The 23,726-nt window shown below is 71.3% G+C and carries 19 protein-coding genes, 3 tRNA genes and 3 pseudogenes; 11 read left to right on the forward strand and 14 right to left on the reverse strand.

Annotated features, from left to right (window positions below):
* Positions 1–119: 119 nt before the first annotated feature.
* The 4 genes from ACFZBP_RS17695 to ACFZBP_RS17710 form a co-directional block, all read right to left on the reverse strand.
* Positions 120–2,045 carry an ABC transporter transmembrane domain-containing protein gene (locus ACFZBP_RS17695; protein ID WP_391414028.1) on the reverse strand — a complete coding sequence of 642 codons (1,926 nt, stop codon included), beginning with the start codon at positions 2,043–2,045 and terminating at the stop codon, positions 120–122.
* Entirely contained in the window at positions 2,045–3,778 is a 1,734-nt protein-coding gene (locus tag ACFZBP_RS17700) for an ABC transporter transmembrane domain-containing protein (protein WP_391414030.1), read from the reverse strand. The genes ACFZBP_RS17695 and ACFZBP_RS17700 overlap by 1 nt, the downstream gene beginning before the upstream one ends.
* A 170-nt stretch (positions 3,779–3,948) precedes the next feature.
* On the reverse strand, positions 3,949–5,406 hold the full coding sequence (locus tag ACFZBP_RS17705; protein WP_383449224.1) for an FGGY-family carbohydrate kinase: 1,458 nt from the start codon (positions 5,404–5,406) through the stop codon (positions 3,949–3,951).
* A 150-nt stretch (positions 5,407–5,556) separates the two neighbouring features.
* Positions 5,557–5,865: a YtxH domain-containing protein gene (locus ACFZBP_RS17710; RefSeq protein ID WP_391414033.1), complete on the reverse strand. Its 309-nt coding sequence runs from the start codon at positions 5,863–5,865 to the stop codon at positions 5,557–5,559.
* Between the two features lie 161 nt (positions 5,866–6,026).
* Between ACFZBP_RS17710 and ACFZBP_RS17715 the strand changes: the two genes are divergently transcribed.
* The 3 genes from ACFZBP_RS17715 to ACFZBP_RS17725 all read left to right on the forward strand — a co-directional run bounded on the left by ACFZBP_RS17715 (position 6,027) and on the right by ACFZBP_RS17725 (position 6,427).
* Positions 6,027–6,099 (forward strand) — tRNA-Asn (locus tag ACFZBP_RS17715).
* Positions 6,100–6,104: 5 nt separating this feature from the next.
* Positions 6,105–6,177: transfer RNA gene (locus ACFZBP_RS17720), tRNA-Asn, on the forward strand.
* A 176-nt stretch (positions 6,178–6,353) separates the two neighbouring features.
* Positions 6,354–6,427: transfer RNA gene (locus tag ACFZBP_RS17725), tRNA-Ile, on the forward strand.
* 177 nt (positions 6,428–6,604) lie between these two features.
* On the opposite strand, the gene ACFZBP_RS17730 is transcribed toward ACFZBP_RS17725, so the two are convergent.
* The 4 genes and pseudogenes from ACFZBP_RS17730 to ACFZBP_RS17745 all read right to left on the reverse strand — a co-directional run bounded on the left by ACFZBP_RS17730 (position 6,605) and on the right by ACFZBP_RS17745 (position 8,887).
* Positions 6,605–7,807 (reverse strand): IS110 family transposase, encoded by a 1,203-nt coding sequence (locus ACFZBP_RS17730; RefSeq protein WP_391414035.1) that lies wholly within the window; start codon positions 7,805–7,807, stop codon positions 6,605–6,607.
* 289 nt (positions 7,808–8,096) lie between these two features.
* Positions 8,097–8,471 carry a hypothetical protein gene (locus ACFZBP_RS17735; RefSeq protein WP_391414141.1) on the reverse strand — a complete coding sequence of 125 codons (375 nt, stop codon included), beginning with the start codon at positions 8,469–8,471 and terminating at the stop codon, positions 8,097–8,099.
* A 73-nt stretch (positions 8,472–8,544) separates the two neighbouring features.
* A pseudogene (locus ACFZBP_RS17740) lies at positions 8,545–8,607 on the reverse strand (hypothetical protein); the annotation flags it as partial.
* Complete coding sequence (locus tag ACFZBP_RS17745; RefSeq protein ID WP_391414037.1) at positions 8,579–8,887, reverse strand: hypothetical protein; 309 nt, start codon at positions 8,885–8,887, stop codon at positions 8,579–8,581. The pseudogene ACFZBP_RS17740 and the gene ACFZBP_RS17745, both read right to left, overlap by 29 nt.
* A gap of 380 nt (positions 8,888–9,267) precedes the next feature.
* On the opposite strand from ACFZBP_RS17745, the gene ACFZBP_RS17750 reads away from it, so the two are divergent.
* Positions 9,268–10,086, forward strand: a complete 819-nt coding sequence (locus ACFZBP_RS17750) for a DUF2785 domain-containing protein (protein ID WP_391414039.1) — start codon at positions 9,268–9,270, stop codon at positions 10,084–10,086.
* A gap of 62 nt (positions 10,087–10,148) precedes the next feature.
* On the opposite strand, the pseudogene ACFZBP_RS17755 reads toward ACFZBP_RS17750, so the two are convergent.
* The 3 genes and pseudogenes from ACFZBP_RS17755 to ACFZBP_RS17765 form a co-directional block, all read right to left on the reverse strand.
* Positions 10,149–10,253, reverse strand: a pseudogene (locus tag ACFZBP_RS17755) (IS5/IS1182 family transposase); the annotation flags it as partial.
* A gap of 124 nt (positions 10,254–10,377) precedes the next feature.
* Positions 10,378–11,259, reverse strand: coding sequence for a hypothetical protein (locus tag ACFZBP_RS17760; RefSeq protein WP_391414041.1), 882 nt, complete (start codon positions 11,257–11,259; stop codon positions 10,378–10,380).
* Complete coding sequence (locus tag ACFZBP_RS17765; RefSeq protein ID WP_383449222.1) at positions 11,256–11,612, reverse strand: hypothetical protein; 357 nt, start codon at positions 11,610–11,612, stop codon at positions 11,256–11,258. The genes ACFZBP_RS17760 and ACFZBP_RS17765 overlap by 4 nt, the downstream gene beginning before the upstream one ends.
* Positions 11,613–11,682: 70 nt before the next feature.
* Here ACFZBP_RS17765 and ACFZBP_RS17770 point away from each other — a divergent pair, with 70 nt between their 5' ends.
* A complete protein-coding gene (locus tag ACFZBP_RS17770; protein WP_391414043.1) occupies positions 11,683–15,213 on the forward strand; it encodes a CHAT domain-containing protein in 3,531 nt (1,176 codons plus the stop codon).
* Between the two features lie 27 nt (positions 15,214–15,240).
* Here ACFZBP_RS17770 and ACFZBP_RS17775 read toward each other — a convergent pair whose 3' ends face one another.
* The 3 genes and pseudogenes from ACFZBP_RS17775 to ACFZBP_RS17785 form a co-directional block, all read right to left on the reverse strand.
* On the reverse strand, positions 15,241–15,609 hold the full coding sequence (locus tag ACFZBP_RS17775) for a MazG-like family protein (RefSeq protein WP_391414045.1): 369 nt from the start codon (positions 15,607–15,609) through the stop codon (positions 15,241–15,243).
* A gap of 88 nt (positions 15,610–15,697) precedes the next feature.
* Positions 15,698–16,197, reverse strand: a pseudogene (locus ACFZBP_RS17780) (cupin domain-containing protein); the annotation flags it as partial.
* A gap of 47 nt (positions 16,198–16,244) precedes the next feature.
* Positions 16,245–16,856 carry a TetR/AcrR family transcriptional regulator gene (locus ACFZBP_RS17785; protein ID WP_383449219.1) on the reverse strand — a complete coding sequence of 204 codons (612 nt, stop codon included), beginning with the start codon at positions 16,854–16,856 and terminating at the stop codon, positions 16,245–16,247.
* 317 nt (positions 16,857–17,173) lie between these two features.
* Between ACFZBP_RS17785 and ACFZBP_RS17790 the strand changes: the two genes are divergently transcribed.
* Genes ACFZBP_RS17790 through ACFZBP_RS17815 form a run of 6 tightly spaced genes read left to right on the forward strand, consistent with a single transcriptional unit; the run spans position 17,174 to position 23,335 of the window.
* Positions 17,174–18,358: an iron-containing alcohol dehydrogenase gene (locus ACFZBP_RS17790; protein WP_391414048.1), complete on the forward strand. Its 1,185-nt coding sequence runs from the start codon at positions 17,174–17,176 to the stop codon at positions 18,356–18,358.
* On the forward strand, positions 18,355–19,428 hold the full coding sequence (locus ACFZBP_RS17795; RefSeq protein WP_391414050.1) for a 3-oxoacyl-[acyl-carrier-protein] synthase III C-terminal domain-containing protein: 1,074 nt from the start codon (positions 18,355–18,357) through the stop codon (positions 19,426–19,428). The genes ACFZBP_RS17790 and ACFZBP_RS17795 overlap by 4 nt, the downstream gene beginning before the upstream one ends.
* A complete protein-coding gene (locus ACFZBP_RS17800) occupies positions 19,425–20,639 on the forward strand; it encodes an MFS transporter (RefSeq protein WP_383449216.1) in 1,215 nt (404 codons plus the stop codon). Before ACFZBP_RS17795 ends, ACFZBP_RS17800 begins: the two co-directional genes overlap by 4 nt.
* Complete coding sequence (locus tag ACFZBP_RS17805) at positions 20,639–21,631, forward strand: alcohol dehydrogenase catalytic domain-containing protein (RefSeq protein ID WP_391414052.1); 993 nt, start codon at positions 20,639–20,641, stop codon at positions 21,629–21,631. The genes ACFZBP_RS17800 and ACFZBP_RS17805 overlap by 1 nt, the downstream gene beginning before the upstream one ends.
* Entirely contained in the window at positions 21,624–22,439 is an 816-nt protein-coding gene (locus ACFZBP_RS17810) for an SDR family oxidoreductase (RefSeq protein ID WP_391414054.1), read from the forward strand. The genes ACFZBP_RS17805 and ACFZBP_RS17810 overlap by 8 nt, the downstream gene beginning before the upstream one ends.
* Complete coding sequence (locus ACFZBP_RS17815; RefSeq protein WP_391414056.1) at positions 22,436–23,335, forward strand: alcohol dehydrogenase catalytic domain-containing protein; 900 nt, start codon at positions 22,436–22,438, stop codon at positions 23,333–23,335. Before ACFZBP_RS17810 ends, ACFZBP_RS17815 begins: the two co-directional genes overlap by 4 nt.
* Positions 23,336–23,726 lie beyond the last annotated feature (391 nt).

Raw genomic sequence — 23,726 nt, forward strand, 5'->3', positions numbered from 1 at the left:
GGTCGATGTTGTCCTTCCTGCGGGGGGGGGGGGGGGGGCGGGGGGGGGGTCAGCCCCCCCCCCTTTTCAACGACACAACCCACCCCCCGGGCGCGACCAGCCACAACGGACGCGCGGCGTCAGTCCACCTCGGCCACCGCCTGCGCGAACTGCGCCTTGTACAACCGCGCGTACGCCCCGTCGGCCGCCAACAGTTCCCCGTGCGCGCCCTGTTCCACGATCGAACCGTTCTCCATCACCAGGATCGTGTCCGCGTCCCGGATCGTCGACAGACGATGCGCGATCACGAACGACGTCCGCCCGTGCGCGAGCTTCGCCATCGCCTTCTGGATCAAGACCTCCGTACGGGTGTCGACCGACGACGTCGCCTCGTCGAGGACCAGGATCACCGGGTCGGACAGGAACGCCCGCGCGATCGTGATCAGCTGCTTCTCACCCGCGCTGACCCCTGCCCCCTCGTCGTCGATCACCGTGTCGTACCCGTCGGGCAGCGTACGGATGAACCGGTCGGCGTGGGCGGCCCGGGCGGCCTCCTCGATCTCGCCCCGGCTGATGTCCCGAGACGCCCCGTACGCGATGTTCTCCGCGATCGTGCCGCCGAACAGCCACGTGTCCTGGAGCACCATGCCGATCCCGGCCCGCAGCTCGTCCCGGGACATGCGGGAGATGTCGACGCCGTCGAGCGTGATCCGACCGCCCGACACGTCGTAGAAGCGCATCAGCAGGTTGACCAGCGTCGTCTTGCCGGCCCCCGTCGGGCCGACGATCGCGACCGTGTGCCCCGGCTCCACCGTCAGCGACAGGTCCTCGATCAGCGGCTTCTCGGGGTCGTACCGGAAGGACACCCCCTCCAGCGCCACCCGGCCCTGCAGCTCCTCCGGCCGCACCCCCGGCACCGGATCGGCCTCCTGCTCCTCCGCGTCCAGGAGTTCGAAGATCCGCTCGGCCGACGCGACACCCGACTGCACGAGGTTCGCCATCGACGCGACCTGCGTCAGCGGCATCGAGAACTGCCGCGAGTACTGGATGAAGGCCTGCACGTCACCGATGGACAGGGAGCCCGACGCGACCCGCAGTCCGCCGACGACCGCGACGAGGACGTAGTTGATGTTCGACACGAACAGCATCAGCGGCTGCATCACACCGCTGTTGAACTGCGCCTTGAACCCGGCCTCGTACAGCGCCTCGTTCTGCTCGGCGAACTGCCGCGCCGACTCCTCCTGTCGCCCGAACACCTTCACCAGCGTGTGCCCGGTGTACATCTCCTCGACGTGCGCGTTGAGCTTGCCCGTCGTACGCCACTGCTGCACGAAGTGCGGCTGCGACCGCTTGCCGACCCGTGTGGCCACCACGAACGACAGGGGCACGGTCACCAGCGCGACCAGCGCCAGCAGCCACGACACCCAGAACATCATCGCCAGCACCCCGACGATGGTCAGCACCGAGTTGATGAGCTGCCCCATCGACTGCTGGAGCGTCTGCCCGATGTTGTCGATGTCGTTCGTGGCGCGGGACAGCACCTCACCGCGCTGACGCTTGTCGAAGTACGACAGCGGCAGCCGCGACAGCTTCGTCTGCATGTCCTCGCGCATCCGGAACATCGTCCGGTTCACGGCCCGGTTCACCAGCCGCGTCGCCACCGCCATCAGCAGACCGGCGACGAGGAACACGGCGAGCGCGAACAGCAGGACGTTCCCCACCGCGCCGAAGTCGATGCCCTGGCCCGGCGTGAAGTCGGTGCTGCGCAGCATGTCGGCGATCTGGCCGTCGCCGCGCTCCCGCATCGCCGCGAGGACCTGGTCCTTGGTCATCCCGGGCTCGAACTGCCGCCCGACGATGCCCGCGAAGACCAGGTCGGTCGCCTCACCGAGGATCTTCGGCCCCGCGACCGACAGACCCACGCTCACGACCACACAGAGCAGCAGCGCGTAGATCGTCAGCCGCTCGGGCCTGAACTGGGAGACCAGCCGTTTGCCCGACCCCTTGAAGTCCAGCGACCGCTGGTCGGGGCCGCCGCCGGCCATCATCCGCCCCATCCCGGCCATCAGGCAGCCTCCGCTTCCGTCAGCTGGGAGAGCACGATCTCCCGGTAGGTCTCGTTGTCCGCCATCAGCTCGTGGTGCCGGCCCGTGCCGACCACCCGCCCCTCGTCGAGGACGACGATCCGGTCCGCGTCCCGGATGGTCGCCACCCGCTGGGCCACGATGACGACGGTCGCCTCGGCGGTCTCCCGCGCGAGCGCGGCCCGCAGCGCGGCGTCGGTGGCGTAGTCGAGGGCGGAGAAGGAGTCGTCGAAGAGATAGATCTCCGGCCGCTGTACGAGGGTGCGCGCGATGGCGAGACGCTGGCGCTGACCACCGGAGACGTTCGTGCCGCCCTGTGCGATGGGGGAGTCGAGCCCGTTCTCCAGCCGCTCCACGAACTCCCTGGCCTGCGCCACCTCCAGCGCGTGCCACAGCTCCTCGTCGGTGGCGTCCGGATTGCCGTAGCGAAGGTTGGTCGCCACGGTCCCGGCGAACAGGTACGGCTTCTGCGGGACGAGGCTCACGGTCTTCGCCAGCAGCCGGGGATCGATCGCCGACACGTCCTCGCCGTCCACGAGGACCTGCCCGTCGGTCGCGTCGAACAGCCGGGGGACGAGCCCGAGCAGCGTCGACTTCCCGCTGCCCGTCGAGCCGATCACGGCCGTCGTCTCACCCGGCAGCGCGACCAGGTCGATCGCCTTCAGCACCGGCTCCTCGGCACCCGGGTAGCGGAAGCCCGCTCCCCGGATCTCCAGATGGCCGTGCCGGCGCAGCTCCCGCACGGGCGCCACGGGCGGCACGACACTCGACTCCGTGCCCAGGACCTCCTGGATCCGCTCGGCGCACACCTCCGCGCGCGGCACCATCATGAACATGAAGGTGGCCATCATCACGGACATCACGATCTGCATGAGATAGGCGAGGAACGCGGTCAGGTCACCGATCTGCATCCCGCCGCTGTCGATGCGGTGCGCCCCGAACCAGACCACCGCGATGGACGACAGGTTCACCACGGTCATCACGATCGGGAACATCAGCGCGAGCAGCCGGCCGGTGCCCATCGCCATGTCGGTGAGGTCGGCGTTGGCCTTGCGGAACCGCTGCTGCTCGTACTCGTCCCGCACGAACGCGCGGATCACCCGGTTGCCGGTGATCTGCTCGCGCAGCACCCGGTTCACCGTGTCGAGCCGCTCCTGCATGCTCCGGAACAGCGGCCGCAGCCGCCGTACGATCAGGGTCACGCTGATGCCGAGGACGGGCACGACCGCGACCAGCACCGCCGACAGCGGCACGTCCAGACCGAGGGCCAGCACGATGCCGCCCACGCACATGATCGGCGCCGACACCATCAGTGTGAACGTCATCAGCGCCAGCATCTGGACCTGCTGGACGTCGTTGGTGGTCCGGGTGATCAGCGAGGGCGCGCCGAAGTGGCCGACCTCCCGCGCCGAGAACGACTGCACCCGGTCGAAGACGGCGGCCCGCACGTCCCGGCCGACCGCCGACGCGGTCCGGGCGCCGTAGTACACGGCACCGATGTTGCACACGACCTGCGCCAGCGAGATGCCGATCATCAGGGCGCCGTAGGACAGGATGTAGCCGGTGTCGCCGTTGACGACGCCCTTGTCGATGATGTCCGCGTTCAGCGTGGGCAGGTAGAGCGTGGCGCAGGTCTGCAGGAACTGCAGCAGCACCAGCCAGGCGAGGGGTTTTCGGTAGGGCCTGAGGTAGGTCCGCAGAAGTCGTATGAGCACGCTGCTTCTCTCGGAGTGGGCGGATCGTCGATGGGGGCGTTTGGTTGCCCTTGGCCCCTATCGTCGAACACTCCACCCGCGTTACCTCAACCGATTAAGCCGTCAGCGCGGCCTCATACGGCCTTACGGGTACGACTCCTACCGGTCTCTTACATTCCGCTCCGTCCGCCCTACGCCCGGAACGCCCCGGGGTGCGTCTGCTCCCGCACCGACACGAACTGCTGCCGCACCGCCTGCCCCACCGCCAGCTCCTCGCCCGGCTCCAGCACCTGCGCGGCCGCGCCCTGCCAGATGGGCGGAGTGCGCGGATCGAGGGTGCCCTGCGATACCCCGAGCGCCCAGGCGGCCTGCCGGGCGGCGCCGATCGCCGCGTAGTCCGCCGGCTGCGGTACGACGACCTGCGCCCCGAACAGCGACGGCGCCGCCGCCTGCACCGCGGGCAGCTCGGCCGCCGCGCCAAGCAGGAAGACCCGCCGCACCTCCACGCCCCGGCCGCGCAGCACGTCCAACGCGTCCGCCAGCCCGCACAGCATCCCCTCGAACGCGGCCCGCGCCAGATGCTCCGGCTTCATGGACTCCCGCCGCAGGCCTGCCAGGGTGCCCGCGGTGTGCGGCAGACTCGGCGTCCGCTCACCCTCCAGATACGGCAGCAGCACGAGCCCGTGCGAGCCCGGAGTCGACTTCATCGCCAGGTCGGACAGCCCCTCCAGATCGGGCACCCCGAGGAGTTCCGCGGTGCCGCGCAGGGTGCGTACGGCGTTGAGGGTGGTGACGACCGGGAGATGCATGCCGGTCGCGTCGGCCAGGGAGGTGATCATCCCGGAGCTGTCGACGAGCGCCTCGGGATGCACGGCCATGACAGAACCCGACGCCCCGAGCGACACGACCGCGTCCCCCAGCCCGATGCCGAGCCCGAACGCTGCGGCCATGGTCTCGCCGGTCCCGGCGGAGATGAGCAGCCCTTCCGGGGTCGTACCGGCCGCCTCGGCCGGCCCGATCACCTCGGGCAGCATCGCCTGATGGCCGAGCGCCAGCTCGACGAGATCACTGCGGTAGGCGCCGGTGGCCGCGGACCAGTACCCCGTCCCGGAGGCCCCGCCCCGGTCTGTGGTCCTTCTCACGGGCCGTCCGAGCAGCTGCCACACCAGCCAGTCGTGCGCCTGCATGAGGACGGCGGCGCGTACGGCGTTCTCCGGCTCGGTCTTCGCCATCCACCGCAGCTTGGTCACCGGCTGCGCGGCCTGCGGCACACACCCCACGGCCTGCGCCCACGCCTCCCGGCCGCCCAGCGCGTCGACCAGATCGGCCGCCGCGACCTGGGCCCGCTTGTCGCCGCCGACCATCGCCGGACGCACGGTGTTGCCCTGCGCGTCGAGCGGGACCACGGCGTTCTGCTGCGCCGACACCCCGATGGCCTGCACACCTTCGAGCAGCCCGCCGCCGGCCGCCTCCCCGAGGGACAGCAGCCAGGCCTGCGGATCGACGTCGGAGGGCCGGGACCCGCCGCCCTCCGGCGCGTCCACCGGATGCGGGGCGTACCCCTGCCTGAGCACGGCCCCTGAGTCCGTGTCGCATACGACGATGCGCGTGAAATCGGGCGAACTGTCCAGCCCGGCGACTATCCCCATGGCCCAAATTGTGCCGTAGCGCTGCGCTGGCTTGGGCCGTGGGCGCCGTAGGGGTGCGTGTGGGTTTTGCGGGTGCGCGGCCGTTGTGGCTGGTCGCGCAGTTCCCCGCGCCCCTGGGCCGGCTGCCGTCACCGACGTCCAGAAGGGCTGCTAGGTGTTGCTGGTGCCCCAGTCGTCCTCTGCGCCTCCGTTGTGGGAGCTGCGTTCTCGGAGGGAGCGGACTCGGTCGGCGACCGAGGTGGGGACTCGGTCGGAGACCTTGTCGCTGACCGTGTGGTAGGCCTTGCCGGCGAAGTGGCGGCCCTGCTGGGCGGCCGACTCGGCGGTGTTGCGGACGGCGGGGTTCTGGGAGATCTCCCGGGCCGTCTTCTTCAGCTGCTCGTAGCGCTCGCGTCCGGCGCGTGTGCCGAGGACGTAACCGACGGCGAGCCCGATGACGAACGTGAGCCGGTAGCGCATGGCTGCCACCCTTCCCTTGCGTAGGTCCCTGGTGCGGCGTCGGTGCCGGGGGGGAACCGATTGGCGGAGCACCCCCCTGCTTGCGCTAATGTATGTGTCGCAGCGAGCGCACGCCCCCTGGCGAATACCCAGGTAGGTACGTTCGATGCAAAACGAGACCTTCCTCGGTAGCTCAATTGGCAGAGCAGCCGGCTGTTAACCGGCAGGTTACTGGTTCGAGTCCAGTCCGGGGAGCTCGGTCCTCCGTAGCTCAATTGGCAGAGCAGCCGGCTGTTAACCGGCAGGTTACTGGTTCGAGTCCAGTCGGGGGAGCAGTGAACGAGGACCCCGTCGGGGTCCTTTTTCATGTTCGGGTTGATCTCCTGGAACCGTGCAGGTCGCGGGGGAGTCCTTCAGGGCATGCGAAGTCGACCATACGAAGCAGGAGATCGTATGAGCGGCTATGCTGCGGCAGACGGCGCGCACACATGTACGCGACACGCCGCTATGGGGCGGTAGCTCAGCCGGTTAGAGCAGCGGACTCATAATCCGTCGGCCGTGGGTTCGAGTCCCACCCGCCCCACTTTCAGGGTTTGATGCAGGAACGTTTTCACCTGCGGTGCAGTGTCCACCCCCTCTGTACGGAGGGGGTTTCGTCGTCTCTGAAGATCGTTAGCTGGCCCGCTGCTGGCCCGAAAGCAAGATGATCAAGACATGGAGCGGCCCCGGCGGCAGTCGGGGGGTGCCTCTATGTCTTTCGTCAAGCGAGGCGTGGGGGTCGGGGTTCGTAGAAGGTGCCGTCGCGGAGCATCGCGAACAGCACGTTGATCCGTTGTCGGGCCAGGCGGAGAAGCGCCTGGGTGTGGGTCTTTCCGCGGGCTCGGCATCGGTCGTAGTAGGTGCGGGAGGCGGGATCGTGCAGGGCGGCGAACGCGGACAGGAACATCGCGCGTTTGAGCTGCCGGTTGCCGCCTCTGGGTGCGTGTTCGCCGTGGATCGAGGTCCCGGAGGACTTCGTGGTCGGGGCGAGGCCGGCGTAGGAGGCGAGGTGGGCGGCGGTGGGGAAGCTGGTGCCGTCGCCGACGGTGACCAGCAGTGCTGCGGCGGTCCTGACGCCGACGCCGGGCAGCGACGTCAGGACCTTGGAAAGAGGGTGGTCCTCCAGCAGGGCTGTGATCTGGGCTTCTGCCGCCCGCCTTTGTTCGTGAACGGCGCCGAGCGAGCGGGCCAGCGAGGGGATCACGATGTCCAGGGTGCCGGTGCCCGGGACCACGACGGTCTGCTCGTCGAGCGCCTCGAAGACGTCGTCGATCAGCCGCTTCGCCATGCGCGGGGCCTTGGGCCGGATTACCTCAACCAGTCCGCGGCGTCCGGCTTTCCGCAAGCTTGCCGGGGATCCGTAGCGTTCCAGCAGCCAGGTGACCGCCTGGTGATCCAGACGCGGGCCCAGGACTCGTTCCAGGGACGGGTGGAACTGGGTGAGCAGGCCCCGGATCCGGTTGCTGGTGCGGGTGGCCTCGGCCGCCAGGTCCTGGTCGAAGCCGATGAGGACGGTGAGCTCGGCGGTGATCTCGTCGGTCAGCTGAAGCGAGCGCAGGGTGTGCGGCATGGTGCGGGCGGCGTCTGCGATGACAGCGGCGTCGCGGGCGTCGGTCTTCGCCTCGCCTGGGTAGAGGTCAGCGATCCGCCGCATCGACAGGCCCGGCAGGTAGGCGACCTGGCAGCCCGTGTCGCGGGCCACCGTCAGCGGCAGAGCGCCGATCGAGGCCGGCTGGTCCACGACGACCAGGACGGTGCCGAACTTCTCGCGGAGCTTGTCGAAGACCTGCCTCAGCTTCGGTTCGGTGTTGGGCAGCTGCTTGTCGAAGACCTTCTTGCCGGCCGGGGTGAGTCCGTGTCCGTGGTGAGCGCTCTTCCCGACATCCAGGCCCAGGAAGACACCTATGTCGTCGTACTCGTTCAAGCCGTCCTCCTGAACGGGGCGTGCGGTGCTGGCCTGGGCGTTGGCGTCGTGCGCGCATCCACGTTATGCAGACCTGCCGCCCGTGTACGGCCGGGCATTGCGCTCGGCCGGGCGGTAGTCGGACCTCTCATCAGCGTCTCCAACGGCGCCTCTCGGGCCCGGTGGCACCACCCCCCAGGTCATGGGTTCGACAGGGGGGACCAGCCATGCCGGGCCCGGAGGCCAGCGGCCCTCTTGCAGGACCGCGAAGAAGATAACCGGGGCTGCCGGTCGGGGCCGCGGGTTGCTGTCAGGCGCGGGCGGACACGATCAGGGTCCCAACCGTGCGCCGTCCGGGAGGCGCCGACAACACTGTGGCCCGTGCCTCCGTGAATCCGTACTCGGCGAGCAGCTGAAGCCACACCGCGGGCTCGTAGTCCCAGCGCTTCACGACCATCGGGTCCTCGTCGGCTCCACGCGGGATGTACGACGCCTGGCAGCCGTAACAGCCCTCCACCGGGGGGCGCTGCGAGAACACGAGCCGGCCGCCGGGGCGCAGCCGCTCCCGCACGACAGGCAGCAGCAGGCCCGGGTCGGTGAACCACACGGCCCCGTACACCGAATAGGCCGCGTCGAACGGCTCCCCGGCGCCCTGCAGGTAGGCGACGGCATCCGTGTGGTGCAAGCTCCAGCCCCGGCACCTCGCCCCACCGTTGGCCGGCCGCACGCAGTTGCATGGGGGACACGTCCACGCCGACGGCGTGCATGCCGAGCGAGGCCAGGTGGACCGCGTTACCGCCCTTGCCGCAGCCCAGGTCCAGGACGCGCCCGCCGGCGGGCAGGGCGAGCAACTCGGTCCCCGGGCCGTGGTCTTCGTACTGGGTCCAGTTGAACGGCGTAGTCGACGGTGTGCAGGATGAACGCGTGCCAGCCGTAGTCGACCAGCTCGCTCGGGGAGAGGGACCGTCCCGGCTGCTGCCCGGAGGCGGCGATGAACGCGGCCGCCTGGCCGACGATACGGCGCGCGGTCGCACGGTCGACCTCCGGGTGGTCGGTGGTCACCCGCCGGACGAGTCGGTTGGCCACCTCGGGGTCGACCAAGGTGATCGGGATGGGAAAGGCCCCGGCCAACGGCTCAGGGCTCGGAGCGGGGGGCGTTAGCCGATGGGGGTGATCGTCTCCGCGTAGGAGTACGACCGCGACGCGGAGTTCACCCGGAAGTCCGCCGAGGACGCGATGAGGTCGACGAACGCTTGGACGATGGCGGCCATCCCGGGTCGTCGGGGTTTTCGGTCGTTGCCGTCACATTGAACGTGACGCCGTATTCGCCGATCGTCGTGAGGCTTTGCGCCGTGACCTTCTACTGGCTGGCGGTCGGCCTTCAGGGGTTCCGAGGGGCATTTAGACGCTGTTTCAGAGGGCGAGTCTGCGATAGCGGACGAGGCGGCAGGTCTCCGTCAGCAGTGTGAAAGCCTGACGTGATGAGTGCTGACTTCGTCGACTGGCCGTCGATCGCGGCCGACGACTTCCCCTTCCCTCAGGCGGTACCGACGACTCAGCTTGCCGACGAGTTGGCAGCCATGCTGCTCTCACCCGACCCTGAGATCCGTGACGACTGCGCATACACCGCAGCAGCCCGCTGGATCAGGGAAGGACATCTCGACGACGTCCTCGAGGCACTCGGCGACACCGCCGCCAGCCGATTCATCCACCCCGAGGTACAGGCTCGGACCTTCGCACCGCTGCTCCTCTGCTCCGTTCTGACGCGCGGACACACTGTCCCCGGCCTCGTGCCGAAGCAGGCTGCGGAGCGCTGGTATGCCGAATTCTCGGCCTGGTATCCGGTAGAGCAGGACACCCGCGGCTGGGACGACTCCCTGGGCTGGCTGCATGCCGTCGCACACGGGGCCGACGCTGCTGCCGCGTTCGCAAAGGCCCTGCCCGACCGCCGCACGGAACTACTTGAACTCTGTGCCCGCAGGATGACGGCAGCGCAGAGCGACTACCGATACGCGCAGTTGGAGGACGCGAGGCTTGCGCGAGCGCTCCTGCGTATCCTCCAGGCCCCCGGCCTGAACCGCGAACAGGCCACCGGCTGGCTGACCGCAGTGGCGGAGGCCCTGGCCGGAGGAGGCCCTGGGCCTGTCCCGGTCTGGGCGTTCAACACGTTTGCCACCCTCCAGTCCCTCCACCTGCACCTGGCTCGAGGCCTCGTGGACGAAGACATCCCGCCGCATGCCGAAGCGGTTGCCGCCTGTGCCGCCGATCTGCTTCGCCTGCCCTGCTACTGGCTCGCCTGACATGGCAGCTCCGGCATCAGTGCGGGCCGTTTCCCCTGCTGCGCGTAGCCTTCGCCGTGGTTTCACTTGGTCAGTTGGCGGTAGCCGATGAGAGTGGCGGCTATGCCGACGAAGGCGAGGAAGTGCTCGGCCTTGCGTTCGTAGCGGCGGTGCAGGCGGCGGCAGCTCTGCTGGGCAGGCAGGGAACGGTGTGGCGAACGCCTGACGGCCCCCGATCGAGCAGGACCGAGCAGAAACGTACCGACGTGCGGAAACGTTGTTGCGATCCGGGCGGCCGGGCGGCGGGCAAGGTCACTGACGGCGAGGGCGTTTCTCGAACGCCTCGGTCATCCGGGCGCCGATCTCCGGGGTCAGCCGGCCCGTCGGCTCGAAGCCGAGTTGATGCGCGACGTCACGACCGTGCATGTCGACCGAGGCCTCCACGAGGTCCGCGTACACATCGACCGAGCGGCGGATCCGGCGCGGTGACAGCGACAGCAGCCAGAGTGCCGGCACGAGCGCGGGCCACCAGTAGGCGCCGACGACCAGATAGGCCACGCCCCAGACCGGGGTGCGGGCGGCCGCGGCGCAACGCTCCTGGACCGCCGTCACCTCCGCCCGTGCCGCGTCCGGCAGTACCAGCCACAGCCGGGGCCAGGTGGTGGTCAGGTCGAGGCCGGTGCCGTGGCGGACACGGTCGGCGACGGCACGCAGCCGGTCACCCGCCCAGGTCGGGCAGTTCGGCTCGGTTTCGCAGATCGCGTCGCGGCGCAGCACGGCCCGGCGCGCCGTGGCCTTGGTCCGGCGGTCGTCCGGGTCGGCCAGCACCGCTCTGATCGCGGTGTCCGCCCGCGCCGCCGCCCGGTGCCAGCGGCGGTGGCGCAGCGCGGTGAACGGCCGGCCGAGGCCCGCGCCCGTCGCTCCCCAGGAGCCGATCACCGCCTCGCCCAGCGCCGTCACCGCGAGCCCCACCGCGGTGGACGCGGCGAGGAAGCCCACCGCGGTCCACACCAGGGCCGGCCCCGTGGACACCGCCGTCACCCGCGTCCGCAGCAGCGTGAGGTCGAGTGCGTGCGAGGGGCCGAGCACGAGCGCCGCCGTCACGACGGCCACGAACACCGCGGCGGGCAGCGCGAGTACGGCGGCCCAGCGACCTGCCAGGTTCTTGCCGAGCTCCGTGAGGAACGCGTTCACAGTTCGAGCCTGATCTCGCGGAAGGGCTGCCCGGTGAGACGGCACCACAGCTGCTCGGCGGTCGACTCGCGCGGGCACGCGCCGGTCGGGCACCTCCATGCCGTGACGACCACGGTCCGCGGTCCGGGCCACGGGGCGAGGTTGCGGTTCGGCCGTGTCAGATTGTCGATGCCGTGCTCGGCGAAGGCGTTGTCGAGCAGGTCGAGGTCGGCCTCGGACACCTCGCCCAGCGAAGCCGCCGCGACGACCCTGGCGAGCACGTCCGCCACGCCGTACCGGGCGGCGCGTTCCGCCAGCGCCTCTCCCGCCTGACCGCACAGGGCTCCGACACGCGGGCCAGTCGCTGCTGCCATGCCGACTCCGAACCCCCTTCGCCACGGATCCCGGCCACGCTACCGTGGAGGGAACGGATCGGGGGACCGCGTGTATGACGATGTCCGGTTGGTGGTCGAGAACTTCGAGTCTTCCGCTGATGTCGGCGCACTGCTCGCCGCCGCCCTCCCACCGCCGTCGCATTGCCCGCCGCACCTGCTGCCGCACCTCGCCCAGGCCCACTGGCTCCGCTACTGCGCGCAGAGCGGGTTCGACGGCTTGCTCGACCGGGAGTCCTGGGCGTCCCTCGTGGGCGCGGACACCGATCCCGCGGTCGCCGCCGTCACCGCCACCGAGGAGTACGGGGAGTTGATGGAGGCACGGGCGGATTTCGTCGAGCTCCAGGACCCCGAGTCGCTCGTTGACTTCGTGAACGCCTACACCGCGCTGCTGGACGCGGTGGACGACGAGCGGATGGAGGCCGCGCTCACCGTCGACCAGTCCGCCTTGCTGCTCATGCTCGACGAGTACGACGGCACGAGCGCCTACGCCGAGAAGGTCGTCAACGCGCTGGGCTGGGTGCTCGACCGCACACCCCACGGCGACCCGCAGCGGGCCCGCCGGCTGGTCGATCGGGCCCGCGCGCAGGTGAGCGCGGGCAGGCGACGCGGGCAGGTGCTCGCCGACTACCGGGCCGCCGCCAAGCTGGCACTGCGGGAACGCCCGGTGTGGCGCGATGTCGTGGTCGAGCTCGCGCAGTACGAGTCCGACCTCTACGCGAACGGCGCCGCGCCGATCTACCTGGCCGGCGCCTTCGTCACCTGCCGCGACCTCGCGGACGCGCTGGAGCGGGACTTCGGCAACACGATGACCCTGTCCGCGCTCGCCCAGCTCGAGCAGGAGGTGCGCGACCGGATCGGGCCGGACGTGGCGCGGTTCCTGCGGACCTGCCATCGCGATCCCCACGCTCTGCGGGCGCAGCGCGACAAGGTGACGGCCCTGCTGCGGCGGAACATCGTGCGCGGCGTACTGGTGGAACGGCGGGACCAGACGTGGTTGCTCGCCCTCGGGCTGCCGCTCGACCACGAGGACAGGCCGGCCGCGCTGCTGGACCTCTATCACCGGCACCTCGACCTCTGGGAGCTCGGCGGGGACACCGCGGCCATCGGGCTCGCCTACGACACGGTCCTCGAAGCGATGCTCACCACGCCGCCCGACGACGCCCACAGGGCCGAGCTGTTGAAGGCGCTCGCCCATGCCGCGGCGACCGTCTCCGTGCAGACCGGCTCCCCCGAGGACGCGACGGTCGCGGTCGCCGCGGCACGCGCCCTGCTGGAGATGCCGGCCCGCGACGACGAGCAGCGGGCACTGTGGCTCTCCACCCTGGCGTCCGCGCTGGTCGAGCAGTTCGAACGAGGCGCCAACCCGGCGGCCGGCCGGGAGGCCGTCACCGTGGCCGAGGAGGCCGTCGCGCTGACCGCACCCGACGACGAGAACCTCCCGCTGCGCTGGTCGACCTTGTCCATGGCGGCGCGGGCGGTGGCCGAGGCCGGGGACCACGACCTGTTCGCGCGGGCCGTCGAGGCGGGCGCCCAGGCGGTGGCCGCCATCCCCGCGGACGACCTGCGCCGGATCGGGATGCTCTACAACTACGCCTCCGCCGTGCAGACCCAGGCGGTCGCCACCGGCGTGACGGACGCCGAGCCGTTCCGCGAGGCCGAACGCGCCTACCGTGCCGCGCTCGCGCTGCTGGCTCCCGACCACCCCGACAACCCGCGGATCGAGAGCACGATCGCCGACGTGCTCTACCACCGGTACGACCAGTGCGGCGACCTCGAGGCACTGGACGACTCGCTCGACCTCGCCGTGAAAGCCGTTCGTGAGACGCCGCGGGACCATCACTGGTGGCCGCTACGGGCGTTCGCTCTCGCACGTTCGGCCCGTGCGCTGGCCTCGTTCGGCGGGCCGCGCGCCGACGAGCTGCGCGAACAGGCGATCACCCACTACCGGGCGGTCGCCACGCACCCGGCCGCCACCGCCCAGTACCGGATGGTGTGCGAGCGGGGGCAGGCCGAGATGCTCGCCGAGGCGCATCCCGCGACGGTGCTCCAGGCGCTGGAACGCGTGATCGCCGCCATCCCCGCGACGGTCAGCCGGGCGCTGCCGCGCACCCAGCGGCTGCGGGCCGTACGGCAGTTGGACGGGCTCGCCGACCAGGTGGTGGACGCCGGGCTGCGGTCGGGCGAGCCGGACCGGGCGCTGGAACTGCTCGAACAGTGCCGGGCCGTACTGTTCGGCGACGCGTGGGGAGTCCGCCGCGGCTGGGCGAAGCTGGTCGAGATCCGGCCGGAGCTCGCCGAGAAACTGAGCCAGGTGGAGAAGGATCTCGCCGACGCCGACTCCTACTCCGATCTGACGTTCACGATCGAGGTGGAGTTCCGCGGCCGGACCTCCACCAAGGACTGGGATCCGCGACCCCAGGCCGTGGAGCGGATCAGACGGCTCGCGGCCCGGCGGGACAGCCTGATCGAGAACGCGCGGGCGGTTCCCGGGTTCGAGAACCTGTTGATGCCGCCGGATCTGGAGGTGTTGCGCGAGCGCCTGATCGGGCACACCGCGGTGATCGTCAGCGCGGCGGGCGCCGCGTTCATCGTTCCCGGCGACTACTTGGGGTCCGTCGAGACCGTGCCGCTGCGGCGGTTGACCGAGTCCGCGGCCCGCGCCCAGGTCCGGAAACTACGGGCGGCCATCGCCGACGTGAAGGACCCCGCGTGCTCGTTCGACCGGCGCGAGCAGGCCCAGCTGGACGTGCACGCGGTGCTGGAGTGGCTGTGGGACACCACGGCCGGGCCGGTACTGGAGCGGGTCGGGGACACGCGGCTGTGGTGGTGCCCGATCGGCGTCATGGCGGCGCTGCCGCTGCACGCGGCGGGCAGGCACCGCGACCACGCCGGGCGGACCGTGTTCGACCGCGTGGTCTCCTCGTACACGCCGTCGCTCACCGCGCTGGCCGACACCGTCCACATGCCCGCGCCGCGCCACGCCCGCCCCACCGCGCTCGCCGTGGGCGTGGGCGGGAGGGAAGGCGTGCCGATGCTGACGAGCGCCCGCGAGGAGGCCGAGGCGGTGGCCGCGCTGTTACCCGGCTCCACCGTGCTCCTCGACGCCGCCGCCTCGGCGGACGCCATCAAGGAGGGCCTGCAGAGCCATGCGGTCGCCCACTTCGCCTGCCACGGCCGCGCGGTCAGCTCCGCCGAGCACCCCGACCTGGGCGGGCTGATGCTCAGTGACGGGATGTTCGTGCCGTCCGTCGTGCGGGACCTGCGCACCACACAGGCGCGGCTCGCGTTCCTGTCCGCGTGCGACACCGCCAGTCCCGACCCGGCGCTGTTGGACGAGCCGCTGAGCCTGGCGTCGGCGTTCCACCTCGCGGGCTTCCGCGGCGTCATCGGCACCCAGTGGCACACCGCGGACAGCACCGAGACCGCCGTGGCGGTGTACGAGGCGCTCACCGCGCACGGCACCCGGCCCGCCGACACCGCTCAGGCGGCCGCCACGCTCACCGACACACTGCGCCGCGTGCGGGACGCGTATCCGGCCGTGCCGACGCGGTGGGCCGCGCACGTGCATGTCGGCGACTGAGCTCGGGGATCGGCGGCTCGGGTGCGTTCAACCCCGCTGTCCTGTCGCCGTGTTCACGGCGCCCGCGTCGGCCGGCTCGCACTGTGCCGCAAGGTCCCGGGAGGCGATGCGGTCCATGTGGCGTGCGAACACGGCCTGGGCGTCGGGGTCCATGCGGGCCAGGGCGACCATGCCGGTGACGATGACGTCGCAGATCTCGGCCTTGACGTCGTCCCAGGTGTGCGAGTGTCCCTTGCGGGGGTTCTGGCCCATGGCACCGATCACCGCCTCGGCGACCTCGCCCGCCTCCTCCTGGATCTTGAGGAGCTGGAGCAGAACGCGTTGCTCGCGGGGGAGGGTCGAGTGGTCCTCCAGGAACTCGGCGAGGCGGGAGATCGTCTTCCAGGTGTCGGTCATGTGTGGCTCTCTTCTGTGCGGCGGGGAACTGACTCACGACGTGCCGCGGGATCGGCCGGATCGCCGCGGCCGGACTACTAGGGGGTGCGAAGTCCTCGACGAAGTAGCTGTCGTGCCGGATGCGGAACCGCTTGAGTTCCTCACCGCCGCGCTGCGTGATCTCCGCGACCCGCTCGAAGTATTCCTCGCGCGGGGCACCCGGGGAGAAGAGCATGAGCATGGACATGGGCTCGTCGGTCACGTTCTTGAAGGCGTGCGGGCCGCCGACCGGTACGTACAGGAAGTCGCCGGCGCGGCCCGTGACCCACTTCTCGCCGTTGTAGAGCTCCAGGGCGCCGGAGAGGATGTAGAAGGACTCCGACATCGCCTTGTGGAAGTGGGTCTTCGCGCCGGCGGAGCGTGCGCCCGGTTCCACCTTGTACAGGCCGAATTCACCGCCGGTCGACTCGTTGGTGGCGAGGTAGTGGGTAGAGCCGCCGGGTGCGGAGATGTCCGGCGGGGTGTCGGCGGGGCGGAAGGACGCGTTGATCACGCCCTTGTCCCGTGGTAGCGGGACACCGGGTACTCGAGGTGGTCCGGGTACGACATGTTGCGCTCCTCTCGACAGGTCCGGGACCGGGGCGAGGGCTGGAGGCCTACGTCTCGCCCAGCAGCACGCGTACCGAGTCCCACGCCGTCGCCGCCACCTCCCGTAGCGCCTCCGTGGTCGCGCCGTCCCGGGCGCGGTGGGACATGCCCTGGACGATGACGCCGGCGAACTCGGCGACCGCGCGGGCGTCGGTGGTGGGGGGGAGGGTGCCCGCTTCGACGTCGGCTCTGATGTGGGCCTCCAGGCGGTCGATGTTGGCGTTGCGGATGTCGCGGAGGCGGTCGGCGACCTGTTGGCCGGCCTCGGAGACGCGGCTGGCGGAGCCGATGACCAGGCAGCCGCCGGGGCCGTCGGTGTGGGTGTAGGTCTCGGCGGCCTCGTACAGCAGCCGCCGGATCAGGGCGGGGGCGCGGTCCTCCTCGTCGAAGGCGCGCTGCATGAAGCTGCCCCGGCCGTTGTTGTAGTACTCGACGGCGGCGAGGAAGAGGCCCTCCTTGCTGCCGAACGCGGCGTACAGGCTGGGGGCGTTGATCCCCATCTCGCGGGTGAGGGTGGCCACCGAGGTGCCGTCGTAGCCGTGCCGCCAGAAGGCGAACATGGCCTTCTCCAGGCTGTTTTCGAGATCGAACTTACGGCCCTGGCCGCGTACTCCTGCCATCGGGTGCTCCCACGTCGTCGTCGGTGAGCGTGCTCATGTCGGAGGCGCGGGCCGGGACGCGGCTTCACACCGGTGTGATCCACTATTCATGTAGCGATCAATAAACGAATGATAGTGTCGCCGGGCCGGTGAGAGGAACCGGTACGTCCAGCGGGCGTGGTTCCTCGCCGCACCTTCATGCGCTCACGCGGCGCGGCGACAGAGTGGTCGCCGGCCGGGACGCATCATGCCTGTCCACAGGGGGACTTCACGTGCACAACAGTGCCGCTTTCATAGATGGCTTAACCCGCAGTCACTCCGCCTCCCCGTCCTGGACCGTGGAGGCCATCAAACAGGTCCGGTACCACGTCGTCGAGGCGTCCGGCCTGTTCGAGCCCGGCAGCACCCTGCTGCTCTCGGGCTGCGCCGACGCCCCGCTGCGACCCGGCGACCGGCGTCTCGTCGTGATCGACTCCACCGTGGACGAACTCCACGGGGAGCGCATCACCCGCTACTTCGACCACCACGGCATCACGGTCACCCTTCTGCCCCTGCGCGCCGACGAGAGCGTCAAGCGGTGGAGCCTGGTCACGGACGTGGTCGACGCCATGAACGACTTCGGCATCGACCGACGGCGTGAACCGGTGATCGCGATCGGCGGCGGCGTCCTCCTCGACGTCGTCGGGCTCGCCGCCAGCCTGTACCGGCGCGGCACTCCCTACGTACGCATCCCCACCACCCTGGTGGGCCTCGTCGACGCCGGCGTCGGCGTGAAGACCGGGGTCAACTACGGGCAGGGCAAGAACCGGCTCGGCACCTACGCGCCGGCCGTGGCCACCTTCGTCGACCGCTCCTTCCTCAGCACCCTCGACGCACGTCACCTCTCCAACGGCCTCGCCGAGATCCTGAAGATGGCGCTGATCAAGTCGGCCGAACTCTTCGACCTGCTCGAGGACTTCGGGCCGCTGCTGATCGAGGACCGCTTCCAGGGCAGCACTCCCGCGCTGGAGACGGCGGCCCGCCGGATCGTCTCCGAGGCCATCCACCTGATGCTGGAGGAACTCCAGCCCAACCTGTGGGAACAGTGCCTGGAACGCTGCGTCGACTACGGGCACACCTTCAGCCCCACCATCGAGATGGAGGCGCTGCCGGAGCTGCTGCACGGCGAGGCCGTCGCCGTCGACATGGCGCTCACCACCGTGCTGGGACGGATGCGCGGCGACGTCACGGAGCACCAGGCCCAGCGCGTCCTGGCCCTGATGGACCGGCTGCGGCTGCCGCTGTGGACCGACGTCCTGGCCCGCCCCGGAATCCTGGACGGCGCCCTCGCCGACACGGTGCGCCACCGCGACGGACAGCAGCGCCTGCCCCTGCCGGTCGGCATCGGCCACCACCGCTTCGTCAACGACGTCACCCCCGAGGAACTGAACGCCGCTCTCGGCGAACTCGACGCCGCGCGACGGCGTACCGGGCAGGACCTCGAACCGGTCGCCGGACTCGTCGGGGCCGGTGAGGCAGCGTGAAGTGGGACAGTCTCTACATCGAGGGCTTCGGCTCCTATCTGCCCGAAGAGCGTGAGTTCGCCGCCGAGATGGTGGCGAGCGGACGGTACAGCCACGTCGAACACCGCAAGACCGGCCAGGTGTCGGCCGTCGTCGCCCGGCCCGAACGCGGCGAGACCGCACCCGAGATGGCCGTCGCCGCCGGCCGATCCGCGCTCACGGACTCCGGCACCGACCCCGCCGACATCGATGTCCTCGTCCACGCCGTGGTGCTGCACAACGGCCTGGAGGGCTGGAACTGCGGCGCCTACCTCCAGAGCGAGCTGGGCATAGAGGAGTGCGTACCGATCGAGATACGCACCGCCTGCGCGGGCGCCGTCGTCGGTATGGAACTCGTCGGCCGCTGGTGCGCGGGCTCCGGCAAGGGCATGGTCACCGCCTCCGACGCCTGGCAGCTGCCGCTGTTCGACCGCTGGGCCTCCGACAGCGGCCTCGTCTACGGCGACGGCGCCGGCGCCCTGGTCCTCGGCCACGACGGCGGCCCCTTCCGGGTCCTGTCGACCTCCGTGGTCAGCGACCCGCTGCTGGAGCGGATGCACCGCGGCAACGACTCGATGGCGATGCCGTACTACGGCACAGGCGAACCCATCGACCTGCGCCAGCGGGTCGCCGCGTTCGCCGAGGCCCGCAGCACCGAGGAGTTCTGGACCCGGAACACCGCCGCACTGTCGCGCTGCGCCGAGACCGCGCTCGCCGACGCCGGCACCGCGCATGCCGACATCGCCCACTGGCTGGTGCCGAACTTCGGCAAGGTCCTGCTGCGCAAGCAGTGCTTCGGCCCGCTGAAGATCGACGCCGGCCAGACGCTCGCCGAACGCGGCTGGGAGATCGGGCACACCGGCGCCGCCGACCCGGTCGTGGGCCTCGACCTGCTGCGCCGCTCCGGCACCCTCACCCCGGGCGACCGGCTGCTGCTCACCGGCATAGGCGTCGGATTCACCTGGGGCTGCGCGGTCCTGGAGTACACCGGCGCGCCCGCGCCCACCACCGACACGAACAAGACGAACGAGACGAAGGGGGGCGTCCGTTGACCGCCACCACCGGGACCGAGACCGCGACACCCGCACGGGAGGCGGGCGCGAACGCCGCCGTGTTCTGGATGCTGCTCGCCGTCTTCGGCGTCGGCACCGTCGAATACCTCGTGGCCGGCGTCCTGCCGGACATCGCCGGCGACGTCAAGGTCTCCGACGCCACCGCCGGCCTCCTGGTGACCGTCTACGCGGTCACCGTGATGATCGGCGGTCCGCTGCTCACCATCGTCACCACCCGGGTGCCGCGCACCGCCCTGATCGTCGGCTCCATGGCGGTCTTCGTCATCGGCACCCTCGGCACGGCGCTCGCGAACAGCTTCGCGCTGCTGGTCGTCTTCCGGATCGTCACCGCGCTGCCGCACGCCACCTTCTTCGCCCTGTGCCTGGTCCTCGCCACCTCGCTGGTGCCGCCGGAGTTCCAGGGCCGGGTGATCGCCCGGGTCTCGCTCGGCCTGAACCTGGCCACCGTGCTCGGCGTGCCGCTCGGCACCCTGATCGGCGGCGAGTTCGGCTGGCGCACCTCCTTCGTGGTCGTCGCCGTCTTCCAGACCCTGGTCACCGTCGGGCTCGTCGCCGTCACCCGGCGCGCCCCCGCCCGCCCGGCCGGGTCGATCTCCGCCGAACTCACCGTCTTCACCCGCCCGTCGGTGTGGGCGGCCCTCACCCTGACCGCGCTCAGCCAGGCCGCCCTGTTCGTCGTCTTCACCTACATCGCGCCCTACCTCCGCGACCACACCGGCTTCTCGGCAGGCCATGTCACCCTGCTCCTCTTCGTCTTCGGCATCGGCTCGGTCGTCGGCAACCAGCTCGGCGGACACTTCGCCGACCGCTCTATCGACCGCACCCTGTTCGTCGCGCTCGGCGCGCTCACCGTCGCGCTCGGCCTGCTCGCGGTCTTCGGCTCCAGCACCTGGTTCACCGCGCCCTGGCTCTTCGTCCTCGGCGCCGCGGGCTTCTCGATCATCCCGCCGCTGGCCTCCAAGCTGATCACCGCGGCGAGCGAGGCCCCCAACCTCGCGGCCACCGTCAACATCGCGGGCTTCCAGCTCGCCAACGCCGCCGGCGCCTGGATCGGCTCGGCCACCCTCTCCCTCGGCGCGTCGCTGGGCACCCTGCCCGCGGTCGGCGCCGGCCTCGCCCTGGCAGCCGTCCTGGCCCTCGCCGTGGGCACCCGCCGGACCCGTAACCGCCTGGCGGGTGAGGGCAGTTGATGCGGGCCGCCGTCATAGACAAACCGCACACCGCGACCCTCGTCGAGACCGCCCGACCGGTCGCCGGGCCCGGTGAGGTACTGGTCCGGATCGCCTACGTCGGCCTGTGCGGCAGCGACCTGGAGCTCCTGCACGGCACCTCCGCCTACCTCGCCGACGGGCGGGCCGTCTTCCCGCACCGGTTCGGCCACGAATGGGCCGGCACCGTCGAGGAGTACGGCCCCGGCGTCACCGGACTGCGGCACGGCGAGGTGGTCACCGGCTCCACCATGATCCCCTGCCAGTCCTGCCGCTCCTGCGCCTCCGGCCACCGCAACCTCTGCACCGAACTGCGCGAGGTCGGCCTGTACGGCTGGGCCGGCGCCGCCGCCGAGTACCTGGTGATGCCCCGCCACGCCCTGGTCCCCTTCGGCCCCGGCACCGAGCGGCCGCGCCCCGCACACGTCCTGGTGGAACCCCTGGTCACGGTCCTGGAGGCGGTCCGCGCGGCCGCCCCTGGGCCCGGTGACGAGGTCCTGGTGGTCGGCGCGGGCACCATGGGCAGCCTCGCCGCCGCCGTCCTCGCCCGCTACCCGGTGACCGTCGACATCGCCGAACCCGGCGGCGTCGGTCACCTCCCGCCCGGCAGCTACCGCGACCGGGTCACCAACACCGCCGACGCCCCGACCGGGTACGACATCGTCCTGGAGTGCTCCGGCGCCCCCGGCACCCTCAACGCCGCGCTGGACCGGCTGCGCCCCGGCGGCCTGTGCCTCCTGGTCGGCGTCCCGGCCGGCACCGAGACCGTCGACCCCGGCCGGATCGCCCTGGCCGGCATCCGTATCGCCGGCGTCCGGCACGGCGTCGACCACTACGCCCGTGCCGTCGCCCTGGTCGACGAACTCGCCGCCGGTCTCGTCGACCAGGTGATACCGCTCGACGAGGTGGCCCGCGCCTTCGACGTGCTCCAGCACGGCCGGACGCGCCCCAAGGTGGTGCTGAGCCTTGTCTGACCGGCACACCACCCTGATCACCGGGGCCAGCAGCGGCATCGGCCGGGCCACCGCCCGCGCGCTCGCCCGCCCCGGCCACCGGCTGCTGCTCGGCTACGCCACCGGCGAGGACCGGATCCGCCAGGTCGCCGAACAACTCGAGCGCACCACCGGCGCCGAGTGCGTCCCGGTCCGGGCCGACCTGCGTGACCCCGAGGCCGGCGTCGACAGTTGCATGGCCGCCGTCGAGCGGGCCGGGCGCATCGACTGCCTGGTCAACAACGCCGGCATCAACGACCGCTCCGCCGCCGACGCCCTCGAACTCAAGCGGGCCGACGAGGTGTTCGCGATCAACGCCGTCGCCCCCATGACGCTCGCCTCCGCGGTGGGCCACCACATGATCCGGGGCGGTGTCCGGGGCAGCATCGTCAACGTCACCTCCGTCCACGAGACCGTGCCCATCACCGGCGGCGCGCTCTACTGCGCCAGCAAGGCCGCCCTCGGCATGGTCACCAAGGTGCTCGCCCTGGAGTTCGGCCGGTACGGCATCCGCGTCAACTCCGTGGCGCCCGGCGAGACCGCCACCGCCATGAACGGCGTCCACGACGAGGACACCTACCGGGAGATCTCCCGCCCCGACATCCCGCTCGGACGCCCGGCCGGCGCCGAGGAGATCGCCACGGTCATCGCCCACCTCGCCGGGCCCGGTGCCGGCTATGTCACCGGCGCCTCGATCCTCGCCGACGGCGGCCTCGCCCTGACCGCGGCCGAGGCCAACGCCCGCCACGCCTTCACCACCGTCCCTCCGAGGGAGAACCCACCCGCATGAAAGCCGTCGTCTTCCACCGCACCGGCGACCCCGACGTCCTGGCCCTCGACGAGGTCCCCGAACTGCCCGTCGGCCCGCAGGACATCCGCGTCACCGTCACCGCGGCCGCCGTCAACCCGGTCGACGTCAAGACCCGCTCCGGGTTCCTCGACCTGAACCTGACCTATCCGGCCGTCCCCGGCTGGGACGTCTCCGGCGTCGTCACCGAGACCGGCGGCGAGGTCACCCGGTTCACCGTGGGCGACCAGGTCGTCGGCATGGTCGCCCAGCCGGCCCACCGCTACGGCACCTACGCCGAACAGGTCGTCGCCGACGCCCGCCTCTTCGCCCGCGCCCCGGGCACAGTGCCGCTGGAGGAGGCCGCCGCGCTTCCGCTCGCCGGGCTCACCGCCGTCCAGACCCTCGCCAAGCTCACCCTGCCGCCCGGCGCGCCGGTCCTCGTCACCGGCGCCGCCGGCGCGGTCGGCCGGATCGCCGTCCAACTGCTGCTGGCCGACGGGCACCCGGTCGACGCCCTCGCCCGCACCGGCGACACCGACGCCCTGCTCGCCCTCGGCGTCGGCACCGTCCACGCCCGGCCCGAGGACCTCCCCACCGCCGGCCACACGGCCGTCGTCGACACCGCGGGGGTGGCCGCCGCGATCCGTACGGTCGCCGACGGCGGCCAGTTCGTCGCCATCGACGACAACGAACAGCCGGCTCCCGAGCGGGGCATCACCCCCCGCAAGAGCTATGTCGAGCAGGACGGCGACCAGCTCCAGACCCTGAGCGACCTGGTCACCGCCGGCCACCTGACGGTCCCGACCGGCCGCCGCTACCCCCTGTCCGACGCCGCCCAAGCCCACCGCGACTTCGCCGCGGGCGGCCTGCGCGGAAAGGTCCTCCTCCAGCCGTGAGGCAGCCGCACCCGCGCTCGGCTGCCGGCCCGATTCCGGTACCGGTAGCCGGACACCACTCGCTCCCGGCGACCGTCCGGTACTCGCTCCCGGCGCCCGTCCGGCACCCGCGCCTGGCCACTGGCCGGCACCCGCGCCTGGCCGTCGGCCCGGTCGGGGCCCTGGCTCCCGGCTTGCCCCTGGCGCCCGGCCGGTGCTCGCGCCTGGCCGTCGGCCCGGTCCGGGCTCTGGCTCCCGGCTTGCCCCTGGCGCCCGGCCGGTACTCGCGCCCAGCCCCTGGCCGGTACTCGCGCCCAGCCCCTGGCCGGTACTCGTGCCCGGCCGTCGGCCCGGTCGGGGCCCTGGCTCCCGGCTTGCCCCTGGCGCCCGGCCGGTACTCGCGCCTGGCCAC

This window comes from Streptomyces sp. NPDC008086 (assembly GCF_042957325.1).
GTDB lineage: Bacteria > Actinomycetota > Actinomycetes > Streptomycetales > Streptomycetaceae > Streptomyces.